This is a genomic window from Acinetobacter sp. C32I (assembly GCF_023702715.1).
Classification (GTDB): domain Bacteria; phylum Pseudomonadota; class Gammaproteobacteria; order Pseudomonadales; family Moraxellaceae; genus Acinetobacter.
On sequence record NZ_CP098480.1, the window covers coordinates 392,524 to 406,777 of the forward strand.

Annotated in this window: 10 protein-coding genes; 9 read left to right on the forward strand and 1 reads right to left on the reverse strand. The window is 43.4% G+C overall.

All coding sequences use genetic code 11. The features are described 5' to 3' along the window. The first annotated feature begins 101 nt into the window (after positions 1–101). Positions 102–569 carry an Lrp/AsnC family transcriptional regulator gene (locus tag NDN13_RS01890; protein WP_005202754.1) on the forward strand — a complete coding sequence of 156 codons (468 nt, stop codon included), beginning with the start codon at positions 102–104 and terminating at the stop codon, positions 567–569. Positions 570–642: 73 nt separating this feature from the next. On the opposite strand, the gene pdxR is transcribed toward NDN13_RS01890, so the two are convergent. After that, positions 643–2,154, reverse strand: a complete 1,512-nt coding sequence (gene pdxR / locus NDN13_RS01895) for a MocR-like pyridoxine biosynthesis transcription factor PdxR (RefSeq protein WP_251116966.1) — start codon at positions 2,152–2,154, stop codon at positions 643–645. A gap of 161 nt (positions 2,155–2,315) precedes the next feature. On the opposite strand from pdxR, the gene NDN13_RS01900 reads away from it, so the two are divergent. The 8 genes from NDN13_RS01900 (at position 2,316) to NDN13_RS01935 (ending at position 14,251) form a co-directional block, all read left to right on the forward strand. Beyond that, positions 2,316–3,626: a 4-aminobutyrate--2-oxoglutarate transaminase gene (locus NDN13_RS01900; RefSeq protein WP_251116967.1), complete on the forward strand. Its 1,311-nt coding sequence runs from the start codon at positions 2,316–2,318 to the stop codon at positions 3,624–3,626. Next, complete coding sequence (locus NDN13_RS01905) at positions 3,623–5,071, forward strand: NAD-dependent succinate-semialdehyde dehydrogenase (RefSeq protein ID WP_251116968.1); 1,449 nt, start codon at positions 3,623–3,625, stop codon at positions 5,069–5,071. Before NDN13_RS01900 ends, NDN13_RS01905 begins: the two co-directional genes overlap by 4 nt. Before the next feature lie 249 nt (positions 5,072–5,320). Continuing rightward, positions 5,321–7,036: an amidohydrolase gene (locus NDN13_RS01910; protein WP_251116969.1), complete on the forward strand. Its 1,716-nt coding sequence runs from the start codon at positions 5,321–5,323 to the stop codon at positions 7,034–7,036. Positions 7,037–7,230: 194 nt separating this feature from the next. Beyond that, positions 7,231–7,986 carry a TorF family putative porin gene (locus NDN13_RS01915; protein WP_251116970.1) on the forward strand — a complete coding sequence of 252 codons (756 nt, stop codon included), beginning with the start codon at positions 7,231–7,233 and terminating at the stop codon, positions 7,984–7,986. A gap of 462 nt (positions 7,987–8,448) precedes the next feature. Next, complete coding sequence (locus NDN13_RS01920) at positions 8,449–9,708, forward strand: Zn-dependent hydrolase (RefSeq protein ID WP_251116971.1); 1,260 nt, start codon at positions 8,449–8,451, stop codon at positions 9,706–9,708. 76 nt (positions 9,709–9,784) lie between these two features. After that, the gene (locus NDN13_RS01925; RefSeq protein ID WP_251116972.1) at positions 9,785–11,185 is read left to right on the forward strand and encodes an aminotransferase; all 1,401 of its coding nucleotides are present in this window, start codon (positions 9,785–9,787) and stop codon (positions 11,183–11,185) included. Positions 11,186–11,389: 204 nt separating this feature from the next. Then, on the forward strand, positions 11,390–12,805 hold the full coding sequence (locus NDN13_RS01930) for an aldehyde dehydrogenase family protein (protein WP_251116973.1): 1,416 nt from the start codon (positions 11,390–11,392) through the stop codon (positions 12,803–12,805). Between the two features lie 117 nt (positions 12,806–12,922). Beyond that, positions 12,923–14,251 carry an APC family permease gene (locus NDN13_RS01935; protein ID WP_251116974.1) on the forward strand — a complete coding sequence of 443 codons (1,329 nt, stop codon included), beginning with the start codon at positions 12,923–12,925 and terminating at the stop codon, positions 14,249–14,251. Positions 14,252–14,254: the final 3 nt, after the last annotated feature.

The window sequence follows — 14,254 nt, forward strand, 5'->3', positions numbered from 1 at the left end:
ATCATGAGATTTTAGTTCTTGAAGGATGATTAAATTGCGCTTATTGATTGAAAACTGTGGGTTATTCACTCTATTATCGAAGAAAGATGAGGAATTAATTCATGGCAGAACTTTCACTCGATCATTTTGATTATGCAATTTTAAGAATATTGCAGCAGGACAATAAAACTTCACATCGGCAGATTTCGGAACAGATTGGGCTTTCTCAGGCATCGGTGCAGAGACGTATTGTTCGAATGGAACAGGAAGCCATTATTGAAAAGAATTGTGCGGTACTGAATCCAAAGCGATTTGGAGAGAAAGTCACATCCATTATCGAGGTCCGTTTAAGCGAAGATCGTTCCGTGGTGATGGATCGGGCCAAGCAATACTTTGCTGGCGTAGATGAAATTCAGCAATGTTATTTCGTCAATGGCGGGGTGTCTTTTATCATGATTATGCTCTCCAATAATCTATCTCATTTTGAAGCCTTAGTCAGAAAGCATTTTGCCGATAATCAAGATGTAAAAACCTATCGGACTTTAATCGTTTTAGATCGGGTTAAAGTCAGTTTAGATTTGTGTTTCTAGGCTGAGTTAGCGATTGAATACCATTAGATTGCGCTTTGGAAAATTCAAGGTCTCAACTCAGCGGGTTTCTGTTTTATCCGCGGTTCTGTGGGAACAGCTCAACAGCATTTTCGATCAAACATTGACGTAAAATACTAAAAGCAAAAGTCATGTCCTGTTCTTGCACACAGGCAAATCCAAGCAATAGGCCTGATTGAATTGGGGTATCAACACCTGAATAATATTGTGACAATGGGCGGACATTCACCCCGCGCGACAGTGCCAGTGCAGATATTTCAACATCATTGGCGTGATCAGGTAATTTGAGTACCAGATGTAGTCCAGCATCATGATTAAACGCATGTACAAATACATCGCCCAGATAGCGGTGAATCAGTTCAATCAGAAACTTCCGTCTTTTACTATACAGCAGACGCATCCGGCGGATATGTGCTGCATAATGTCCTTCACGAATAAATTCGGCTAAGGCACGTTGAGTGAGTAAGTGACCGCCTCGATACAGTTCAGCTGAAATTGTGCGTAAGGGCTGTACCAGTTGTTTCGGAACGACCATATAGCCAATACGCAAGGCAGGGTAAATAGTTTTACTAAAGGTTCCAATATAAATCACAGGCGGATTGTCTTCCAAACCTTGTAACGATGGATAAGGCTGACCTGAAAAACGGAACTCACTGTCGTAGTCATCTTCAATAATCCAGCTACCATGCTGTTGAGCCAAATCCAGCAATTTTCTACGTCTAGGTAAACTGAGATGCGAACCCAAAGGATATTGATGAGACGGGGTGACGAAAATCAGGCGCGGTGGGGTAGCTGGATGTTCTTCTGGAATAATGCCTTCGGCATCGACAGGCATCGGAACAATATTGAGGCCATTGATACGCAGAATATTCTTGGCACCCCAATAGCCCGGATTTTCAATCCAGACATGATCATTTAAATCACATAAAGCGCGTGACACCAGATCAACCGCCTGATGGATGCCTTCGGTAATAATAATCTGGTCTGTTTCACAATTGACTGAACGGGCAATGCGCAAATAATCTGCCAATGCATGGCGTAATTCCATACATCCTCCAGCATTGCTGTAGATCAAATTGGCAATTTCAGGCTGGCGACTGAGACGCGATTTGATCCGATTAAATTCGGCATGCGGAAATTCGGTGACATCAGGTGCACCGGGTACAAAGGCACCCCACTGATACGGAGAGGCTGCTGCATGTTGCAGCAAACTCGCCCCACGCTGAGAAAGCGTTCGTGTTGTATCTTCTGTGCTTGCAGCAGCATAGCTTGGTGTAGTACTGACCTGAATATAGCTTTCAGGTAGTGTCTCTGAAACCCAAGTACCTCGACCGGTATGCGCTTGAATATAACCTTCAGCACGTAATTGCTCATAGGCATTGAGGACAGTATTACGTGAAACGTGCAGCTCATTGGCCAAATCACGTGATGCAGGAAGACGAGTATTGGGCGCAAGAATGCCTTCCAAAATGGCATCTCTTAAACAATGAAAAACCCGAGCGGGTAAAGTCCCTTCACTGGCCTGTTGTAAATGCTGTAACAGGTAGTCTCCTAACAGGGTACGCAATTGGCTCTCTCCTTTAGTCCAAAAGTGGCTCTCGTTTATTCCTTATAAAAGGTACACATTAAGTACCCATAGCGCATTTTAGCCTTGTTTCAGCAATACATTGCCATGAAGCAATTTAAATGCCCAAAAAGATTATTGTTTTGTCGTATAGAGGTAACAAAATGGATGCAAAGCATATTGCAATAAATGCTCGTAAACAGCAAGCAACGCCACGTGGTGTTGGCGTGATGTGCCAATGGTATGCTGAACGTGCGAGCAATGCGACTTTGTGGGATACGGAAGGAAACGAATATATTGATTTTGCCGGTGGAATTGCAGTTTTAAATACGGGGCATCGCCATCCAAAAGTCATCGCCGCGGTGGCTGAACAACTGAATAAATTTACCCATACGGCCTATCAAATTGTACCGTATGAAAGTTATGTGTCCTTAGCCGAGCGGATCAATGCCCGTGCGCCGATTGAAGGTCCTGCCAAAACAGCATTTTTTACCACAGGTGCTGAAGCTGTTGAGAACGCAGTGAAGATTGCGCGTGCTGCAACAGGTCGTCATGGCATTATCACCTTTGGTGGTGGTTTCCACGGTCGTACTTTTATGACTATGGCCATGACAGGCAAAACAGCCCCTTATAAACGTGACTTTGGTGTGATGACCGCAGGCGTATTCCATGCCCGTTATCCAGTGGCGTCTAAAGGAATCTCGGTGAATGATGCCTTGATTAGTCTGGAAGAAATTTTTAGTGAAGATATTGCGGCACATGATGTGGCTGCAATTGTGCTGGAGCCTGTACAAGGTGAAGGCGGGTTTAATGTTGCACCAGTTGAGTTTATGCAACAACTGCGCAAGATTTGTGATGAACAGGGTATTCTGTTAATTGCAGATGAAGTACAAACTGGTTTTGCGCGTACTGGACAACTGTTTGCGATGCAGCATTATCCAGTCAAAGCAGATTTGATTACCATGGCAAAAAGCTTGGGTGGTGGTTTTCCACTTTCAGGTGTGGTTGGTCGTGCCGAAGTAATGGATGCACCGAATCCAGGTGGTTTAGGCGGCACTTATGCGGGTAACCCACTTGCCATTGCCGCAGCCAATGCCGTGATCGATGTGATTGAAGAAGAGCAGCTTTGTCAGCGAGCCAATACGCTGGGTGATGAGTTAGTGGCCATGCTCAAAGCGGCACAAAAATATTCAAATGATATTATTGATATTCGTGCATTGGGTTCGATGGTAGCGGTTGAGTTTGGTGATCATGTCACGGGCCAACCGAAACCAGAAGTGGCGAAAGCCATTCAGCAATATGCGATGGATCAGGGCTTATTGCTTTTAACCTGTGGCAAGCATGGTAATGTGATTCGTTTCTTATATCCATTGACGATTCCTGTGGTTCAGTTCAATCAAGCGCTGGTGATTATTCAAGATGCAATTGCAGCGCAACAACCTGCATTACAAAAGCTCGCAGGAGCTGAAGCATGATTGATTTAAACTTGCAGGCTTTATTAAAGCATCCAGATATTCGTTTTGATGCGGCGCCAACTGAACATTATTTTGTAGTGGATGATGCGGCGACAGGACAAGCCTTGGCTTGGGTCAAAGCATCTGACCAAGCCGACGTTGAAGCCGCGATTGCGCGTTCAGCCATCGCTCAAGCTCAATGGCAGCAGCAGACTGCTTTGGTACGTGCCGATATTCTACTGGCGTGGTATCAGCTGATTTTGCAACAGCGTGAAGCTTTGGCACAAATCTTAACCGCAGAGCAAGGAAAATCGCTGGCAGAAGCACGCGGAGAAATTGCTTATGCAGCCTCGTTCATCCGTTGGTTTGCAGAACAGGCGCGTCGTGTCGATGGTTCCGTGTTAACACCTGTTCAATCACAGCAGCGTTTGATTGTGCTTAAGCAAGCGATTGGAGTGACCGCAGCGATTACGCCGTGGAATTTCCCAGCCGCAATGATCACTCGCAAAATTGCACCTGCTTTGGCTGCGGGGTGTTCGATGTTGGTCAAACCTGCGGAACAGACTCCGTTAACTGCCTATGCTTTGGCGGTACTGGCAGAGCAGGCAGGCTTACCTGCTGATCTATTTATTTTGATCAGTGGTGATGCGGTGGCTGTCGGGCAAACTTTATGTGCAAGTGATACGGTACGTAAGCTCAGCTTTACAGGTTCAACCGATGTTGGTCGTATTCTGATGAAACAATGTGCGCCAACCATCAAAAAGCTTTCTCTAGAGCTGGGTGGCAATGCCCCTGTGATTATTTTTGATGATGCCGATGTTGAGCGTGCAGTGCAGGGCATTATGGTCAGCAAGTTCCGTAACAGCGGACAAACTTGTGTCTGTGCCAACCGTATTTATGTTCAGGCCGGGATTTATGAAACCATTTGTGAGCGCTTAAAAATCGCCGTTGAACAACAACTTCGTGTTGGTGATGGACGTGAAGACGGTGTTACCCAAGGTCCATTGATTGACCAAGACGCAGTTGAAAAAGTGCAATCGCATATTGCCGATGCGGTCAGTCAGGGTGCTTCGGTTGTTGTCGGTGGTCAAGCGCATGCCTTGGGAAAAACCTTCTTTGAACCGACCATCTTAAGAGATGTCACTCAGCAGATGAAAGTTGCTAAAGAAGAAACCTTTGGTCCATTAGCACCGTTGTTCCGTTTCAATGACGAAGCTGAAGCTGTTGCAATGGCCAATGATACGGAGTTTGGCTTGGCGAGTTATATTTTTACCCAAGACATGGCACGCCAATGGCGGGTAGGTGAAGCACTGCAATATGGTATGGTCGGTGTGAATACAGGGCTGATTTCCAATGAGGTTGCGCCTTTTGGTGGAATTAAACAGTCCGGCTTAGGTCGTGAAGGTTCACAATTTGGGATTGAGGAATATCTGGAACTGAAATATATGTGTGTCGATATTTCTTAATTGAAAATGGTTGATGGTCTGAACGAGCGTACTCCTTTCTTCAGACCTTTTTATCCATTCAAGCACTTCAGAGATGAGGTGCTTTTTGTATTGAAAATGCGGGGTAATTTTTGAGATCTATTGCATCTCGATTTTCATGCTTATTTAAATGGTACCTATGTTTTCAACCAAATTGGTTCTCGGTTTTATTCAAAAATCACAGACAATGAAAAGTGCAAAAATAAATATGGATAATGGAATAACGGACCTATGAAAAAGAAATTATGGTTAGGACTCAGCGTTTGTTTGATGACCTTCGGGACTCAGGCACAAACACCACAAGCGGATATCATTGTGATGAATGCAGATATCCGAACTTCAAATCCAGCCAAACCGAAAGCACAAGCATTTGCAATTAAAGATGGTAAGTTTCTGGCCGTTGGTAATAATGCCTTTATTCAAAATATGGCAAGTCCAAAGACACAGGTGATTGATGCCCAAGGTAAAACAGTTCTTCCGGGTTTGACCGATGCACATACTCATTTATTGGGTGGTCTGGAACTGTGGGAGGGCGTAGATCTGTTTGGGATCACTGATCGGCAAGAATGGTTTAAATTGATTGCCAAACGAGATAAAGAACTCGCGAAAGATGCGTGGTTGGTCGGTGGGCGCTGGGATGTCAGCGCCATGAAGGACAATCGTATGCCAACACGTCAGGAGCTGGATGCAATTGTGCCTGATCGACCTGTGGTGTTACAGGATATTGATTATCATACCGTTTGGGTAAACAGCAAGGCGATGCAATTGCTGGGAATCGATAAAAATACCAAAGCACCAGAAGGGGGGGAGATTGTTAAAGATCCACAAACAGGCGAGCCGACAGGAATCTTTAAAGAAACGGCAGCCAATCAACTGATCTTAGCCAGCCCGCAATATACAAAAGCATTACTCTCAGGCAAAGCCGCAATCCCAGTGGTTGAAAAAATCGTTGCTCATTTTAACAGCTTGGGAATAACCTCGGTACATGATATGTGGGCTGAACTCGCTACAGTGTATCCAGCTTTACTTGAGTCACAGAAACAGTTACCGATGCGTATTCGTTTTGGATTAATGGCTGGGGAAGATCAGGCAACGCTGGCACAACTGCAAAGCTATGCCAAACAACGGGATCAACTGAATCAACGTTTTATCCAAAAAGAGCAGCAGTGGCAGAAAGGGCCGCAGTTCCGTTTTGGTTATATGAAATATTTTGTTGATGGTACGCTGATGAGCTATACCGCTGCACTGAATGAACCTTATGCAGATCGACACCATTTCAACATCGAGCCCATTACCTCACAGCCAAAATTGAATGACATCGTGAGAAATGCCAATGATGTGGGCTTTCCTGTGGCGATCCATGCCATCGGTGATAAAAGTGTAGATATGGCATTGAATGCAATTGAAAACAGCCCGAAACATCGCCAACTGATGAATCGGATTGAACATATTGAAGTCACCACTAAAACGGCAATTCCTCGTTTTGCTGAATTAGGCGTTGTCGCCTCCATGCAGCCAGACCATGCGATTGCTGGTAATTATCAGGAGTCGCGTCTCGGTGAAGCACGAATGCCGTATAGCTATGCGTGGCAGTCGTTATTGAGTAGTGGTGCGTCGATGGTGTTGGGCAGCGACTGGCCAACGGCCCCTGAAAATCCAATGCTACAGTTAAGTGATGTCGTGTTCCGCGAATATAATGGCAAGACGCGTTATAGCGATAATGCCTTGAGTTTGGATGAAGCCTTGTATGCCTATACCCAAGCACCCGCCAATGTCGCAGGCTGGGGCAATGAAATTGGCAGTATTAGTGTAGGAAAATGGGCGGATTTTGTGGTTTTACAAGGGGCTTTGCAAACGCCATTAAATAAAGACATTAAGGATTGGAAAGTGGCTCAAACTTGGTTTGCAGGTGAAAAAGTTTATGACGGCAAGCTGAACAGTAAATAATAAATTGAATGAAATAAAAAAAAGCCTACGGGCTTTTTTTTATTTTTAGCCACTTGATTTTAAATCATGACTAAACGCATTTTGCTTAAAAAATAAATGGTTCCTATATTTTTATTTAAATTGGTTCTCGGTTTTATTTCAAAATTAAAGACAATGAAAATTCAAGAATAATCATGTACTAATGGAATAAGTGAATGATAAAAAATACAGTGCTGCTAGGGATTTTCACATCGGCAATATTTTCAACAATCAATGTGCAAGCCGCAGAATCGAAAGCGTTTAAGGATCAGTTTGCTGTGAGTGGTTCGCTGGCATTTTTAACGGAATACTACTGGCGTGGCACAACCCAGACGCAGGGTAAGCCTGCCGTTCAGGGGACCTTAAGAGCAGATCATAATTCAGGTTTATACGCACAGCTTTTTGCCTCGAATATACAACTCGATATCGGTAGCAGTGTCGAGTTCGACTATTACCTTGGCTATGATTACCAATTCAATGATCACTTAAAGTTGAATTTACAATATTTGGATGTCAATTATCCAGGTGAAGACAAAACCTTGCCAAGGGTCGACTTTGAGGAATATTCAATTGGGTTGTTTGCATCAGGGATGTTGAATCAACAAGATCAATTGAATCTCTCATTTTATTATTCACCAGACTACACCCTAGAAACAGGGAAGATGCTGCGTTATGAGGTCGGTTATCGCTATCCTGTCGCTGACCAATGGAATGCTTATGCACAGGCTGCCTATAACCAGTTCTCAAGTAACGAGGCCTATGAATTACTGTGGGCAACTGATGAAAAGAAACATTTTTATGATTATAAAGTAGGTGTTGACTTTAACTATCAAGATTTTATTTTTGATCTGTATTATGCCGATGGCAATGTGAATAAGGCCTTGAAAAATGCCGATTCAACTGTGGTATTTAGCCTAACCAGAACATTCTAATTGATCACTTTAAGATTTATAAAATCTACTCTTGTAAAATAAACAGCCTTAGGTCCAATGTTTTGAAAATATAGATGAATTCATCTTGTTTTTAGCATAGACCTGAGGCTTTTTTTATTATGATGAGAAGAGAAAATAATAACGTCATCATCATATTTTCTGCCGAATAAGACCAACATGTTTTACCTATAAAACAGAAAAATAAAGGTAGGAGCCAATTCAAATTTCAAGCTGATTTACAGTGGTTTAATAATAGGCAATTGAGCACTTTAAAAAATATAATTTTATTCTTTTTTGTGTTGTTTATTTAATTGAAAAATAATGTTTTTTAAAGTTTTTCTGAGTCGCTGTGAAATTGGTTCCTAAAGCAGTGTTGAAATTGGTACTCGTCTTTTCTTGAATTATTTATCAAAGTGGATGCTAAGGCGACTCTAAAGATATTTAAAAGGGATGTGCAAAACAATGAGAGTGAATGCAGAGCGATTATGGCAAATGCTCATGGAAATGGCAAAAATTGGTGCAACTGATCAGGGTGGCAATACCCGTTTAGCACTCAGTGATGAAGATATTGCAGGTCGAGCTTTACTGCTGGAATGGGCAGAAAAAATCAATCTTTCCGTTCACTATGATGAAGTCGGAAATCTGATTTTACGCCGTGCAGGTCGAAATGAAAGTGCGTTACCGATAGTGATGGGGAGTCATCTCGATACACAACCTAAAGGCGGTCGCTTTGATGGAATTTATGGCGTGCTGGCCGGCATGGAAGTTTTACAGCGTTTAGCCGAAGAAAAAATAACCACGGAACATCCATTTGAGCTTGTAGTGTGGATGAATGAAGAGGGTGCACGTTTTACCCCAGCGATGATGGGTTCAGCGGCTTTCGCGGGCGTCATTCCTAAACAACAAATTTATGACAGCACAGATAAACAAGGTGTTTCAGTTTTTGCGGAACTGGTGCGTACAGGACAACTTGGCAATTACCCATTGGCTCGTCCATTCCAAGCCTATTACGAAGCGCATATCGAGCAAGGCCCTGTACTGGAAAAAAATGAGATTTCGATTGGTGTGGTGACGGGTGGACAAGCGATTCTCTGGCTGGATGTTGAAACTAAAGGTCGTGCTGCACACGCTGGCACTACGCCAATGAATCTGCGTAAAGATACCATGGTCGGGACTGCTGAAATGATTGTGGCTTTAGAGCAATGCATTTTGGAACAATTCCCAGAAGGTTTGGTGACTTTTGGTGAAATGCAGGTCGCGAATTCGTCACGTAATACCATTCCTGGTCAAATCCAGTGGACTATTGACTTACGTAATCCAGATGATGCCCAGCTCGAAGCGATGGAACAAGCAACACATCAACTATTGCATTCACTCGCAGCACAACGAGATTTAGAGATTAGCATTTCACAACATTGGTTAAGCCCAGCGACTTATTTTGATCGTACTTGTGTTGCAACCGTACAAGATGCTGTGGACAGCTTGGGATATAGCAATCAGACCATTGTCAGCGGGGCAGGCCACGATGCAATCAACATTGCCAAACACTGCCCAACGACCATGATTTTTATTCCATGTATCAATGGACTCAGCCATAACGAAGCAGAAGACATTTATGCGAATGACGCTGCACAAGGTGCTGATGTGTTACTGAATGCCATTCTAAATTATGACAAACAACATGCTGCGCAAGATTCATCAGCGCATGTAGCAACTATTTAACGATTATAGCCAAGAGCGAAATGTAGGAAATGCAGGCTTCTAAAAGAAGTACTGCGAATATTGAGGACGGACAACGATGAACTCTAAATTACCAGTAGAAATTGATATTCAAGATATCTGGCAAAAAGATAAAGACCATGTGATTCACCCATGGACTGATTTTTCGACATTTAAAGACGAAGGCTCTTTAATTATGTCTAAAGGCGAAAATGTCTATGTCTATGATGCACATGGCAATAAATACCTAGATGGTATCGGTGGCTTATGGTGTGTCAATGTCGGCTACGGACGTAAAGAAATTGCAGATGCGGTTGCTGAGCAAATTATGCAATTGCCTTATTACTCTCCATTTGGACATCAAACCACTGCGCCAGCAGCGAAGTTGGCTGCAAAACTGGCAGAGTTAGCACCGGGTAACCTAAACCATGTGTTCTATGGTTGTGGTGGTTCGGTTGCCAATGATACCGCTGTGCGTTTGATTCACCATTATTTTTATCAAATCGGCAAGCCATCTAAGAAAAAACTGATTGCACGTAAGGATGCTTATCACGGCAGTACTTATATCAGTATGACGTTGACAGGGATTGAAGCTGATCATGTTGGCTTTGAGATTCACAATCAATTAGTCCATCACGTTTCATGCCCGAACCCATACCGTAAGCCTGAATCTCAATCGATGGAAGATTTCTGTAATGAAAAAGTGCAGGAACTGGAAGATACGATTTTGGAGCTAGGCCCAGATAACGTTGCCGCATTCTTTGCTGAGCCAATTATGGGTGCAGGCGGTGTGATTGTTCCACCAGAGGGCTACCATGCCAAGACTTTAGCCGTGTGTAAAAAGTACAACGTGTTATATGTGTCTGATGAAGTGGTGACTGCATTTGGTCGTTTGGGGCATATGTTTGCTTCAGAGGCGGTATTTGGCATCGTTCCCGACATCATTACTTGTGCCAAAGGCTTGTCTTCAGGTTACTTGCCATTAGGCGCAACCATTATCTCTGATGAAATTTATGATGCGATCAGCAAACCACACCATGAAGGCGGTCTGTTAACCCATGGTTTTACTTATTCAGGTCATCCTGTGAGCTGTGTTGCTGCACTGAAAAATATTGAAATCATTGAAAAAGAAAATATTTGTGAGCATGTGCAAGACATGGGCGCTTATTTTGAGGAACAGTTAAAAACCTTGGCTGATCTTGAAATCGTCGGTGAAGTACGTGGCAAAAAATTCATGATGTGTATTGAAAACTTACGTAATAAACAAACTAAAGAACTCTTCGATCGTTCGGTAGGTGTTGGAAAACGTATTGCCAATCATTGTCAAAAATTAGGTCTGATCGTGCGTCCAGTTGGTCACATGAATGTGTTATCTCCACCACTGATCTTGACCCGTGAGCAAGTTGATTTTGCAGTGAAGACTTTACGTCATGCGATTCAAAATACCATTCAAGAGCTTAGAGCCGAAGGGCATCTATAAGCTGAAAAATCAGTGTTTATTTCCCCTAATTTCAACTTGCCTTAAGGGGCGAGTTGAGCTCCTCAACCGCAAAAGGCTGAGGTGAAACAAAAGACATGGACCGAAATGGCTGAGTAATAAAGGTCGATACCGTTTTAAGTTGCACTGAAATAATGGCAATCATAAAGCTTAAAGCAGATGTATCACCCGAAGGCGAGTAAGCAGATGAAGAATTATATCAATGGAAAGTGGCAGGCAACCACAGGTACAGCACAGATTGCAGTGATCAACCCGAATAATGAAGCGCAGATTTTGGATTATACCGCTGCTTCTACACACGATGTTGATGCGGCTGTTGCTGCTGCGAATCAGGCGCTCGATGATTGGAGTATGACTACACCTCAACAACGAGCAGAATGGTTAAACAAAATTGCTGACCAGCTTGACACTGAGAAAACTCGCCTGATTGAACTTTCGCATCGAAATAATGGCAAGTCATCTGAACAAGCGCAGGTGGATGTTGAAAATAGTATCAAGTGCTATCGCTATTATGCAGATTTAGTGCAGAGCATGGCGTTTAGTCAAACCACGCAATGCGAGGATGGGACTGAACTCACCCATCAACAGAACCCTGTGGGCGTGGTTGCATTAATTACGCCGTGGAATTTTCCGTTAATCACTAGCGCATGGAAAATTGCACCTGCTTTAGCAGCAGGTTGTAGCATTGTTTTTAAACCCTCTGAACTGGTGCCTTTACCTGAATATGCCTTTACTGAAATTTTAGATCAAATCCAGTTTCCACAAGGGGTGTTTAACCTGATTCTTGGAGATGCTGTGGCAGCACAACATTTGGTGGTGCATGCGGATGTGCAAAAAGTCTCGTTTACGGGCAGCACTGAAGTTGGAATTCATGTGATGCAGGCTGCCGCACCTTCTGTCAAACGTGTGACTTTGGAACTCGGTGGAAAATCACCGATTTTAATTCTGGAAGATGCTGATTTAAATGAAGCAGTCGATAAAGCATTGGGTGGCATGTTCTATAACAGCGGTCAAATGTGTTCTGCGACATCACGCTTATTGGTGCATCAATCCATTGCCAAACCTTTCTACCAAAAATTGAAAGTCGCCGTAGAGTCGATGCAGCTTGGCACGGATCTTACCGGACCCTTCGCGATGGGGCCGATGACCACGCAAAAGCAATTCAATAAAGTGCATGAATACTTAGACATTGCGCAGCAAGAAAAACTTCAGGCATTGGTTGATCTGAATCAAATTGCTTTACCGAGCAAAGGTTTCTTTATTCAGCCACACGTTTTTATTGATGTACCTACTGACAGCCGACTGTGGAAAGAAGAAATTTTTGGTCCTGTGATGTGTTGCCGTAGTTTTGCAACCGAAGATGAGGCAGTGCGCTTAGCCAATGATTCTGAGTTTGGTTTAGCTGCAACCATCATGACAGGCTCTGTGGAGCACGGTAAAAAAATTGCTAAACGCTTGCGTTCAGGTCACATCTGGATCAATTCATTCCAGATGATTCAGCCGGGATCATTGTGGGGTGGTTTTAAAAAGAGTGGCATTGGGCGTGAACTCGGTGAGTCTGGCATTCAAAGCTATTTAGAGGAAAACGTCATTACGATTTAACCCATTTAAAACAGGTTATTGGATCGAGAAAGGGACTTCTCTTTTCAATACAACGCCGACTCGGTGAAAAAAACAATGCACTAAATAAGAGTTTGCATTGATGTAGGAGAAATATGCATGGAAAGCGATAATAATCGGAAAGGGCTTTCACTTTGGCAAGTCGTTGTCATTGGTGTGGCCTATATGGCGCCCGCAACGGTATTTGATACCTTTGGTATTATTTCCAGAGTGACAGAAGGACGTGTCCCACTGGCCTATGTTTTGGCGTTGATTGCAATGCTGTTAACCGCTTTTAGTTATGCGCGATTCAGTAAATTGTCACCCAAGTCAGGATCTGCTTATACCTATACAACAGATACCTGTGGCAAGACTGCGGGCTTTTTTGTGGGCTGGTGTTCGTTGATTGATTATCTGCTGATTCCATTGGTCAATGTACTATTGGCGTCTTTCTATCTAAATGCATTGATGCCTGATATCTCCTATACCGGATGGGTGCTCATCATGGTGGGACTGTTAACCTTGATTAATAGTTTCCGCATCAATATTCTCGCCAATTTTAGTTTCATCTTTATTCTGGCCACGGTTGCCATGATGCTGGTGTTTATCTTTTTGGTGGTCACAGGCATTGGTAATTCTCACGGCTATGGCAGTGTGATGACGCTCACACCACTATTGAATGGCAATCCTGAATATCTGACCTTACTGACAGGTGTCTCACTGGTTTGTTTCTCATATTTAGGTTTCGATGCTGTTTCTACCTTGGCGCATGAAAGCAAGAACCCGACCAAGACCATTCCGCGCGCAATCATACTCACCACCTTATTGGGCGGGATTATCTTTATTACGGTGTCTTGGTTTGTGCAATTGTCTTTCCCTTCACTGGAACAGTTTAAAAATCCAGATGAAGCTTTACCTGAAATTGCACTCTATGTCGGTGGGGTATTCTTCCAATCTGCCTTATTGACTGTACAAATCATGAATGCTTTTGCATCAGGTTTGGCCTCGCATGCCAGCGCATCGCGGTTGCTGTATATCATGGGCCGAGATGGGGTATTTAACCAAAAAGTATTTGGTTCCGTGAATGCTCGATTAGGCACACCTTTATATTCAATCTTTTTTGTCGGCATGATTTCGTTGCTTGCGATTGTCGTGGACTTAGCAACAGTCGTCAGTCTGGTGAGTTTTGGTGCCTTGATTGCCTTTACCATGGTGAACTTTTCGGTATTTATGAAATTTTTCGTGATTCGCAAAGAACGGACTGGATTTAAAAATATTTTCTTCAATTTATTGCTGCCATTGGCTTCGGTGCTGTGTTTATTAGGGTTGTGGTTACATCTCGAAAAATCAGCTTTGGAGTTTGGTGGAATATGGCTAGCCACAGGTGTTTTGCTTTTACTTTATAAAAAATTGAGAAAGCAGCCGATTTCCTTTGGTGCAACCACCTGAAGG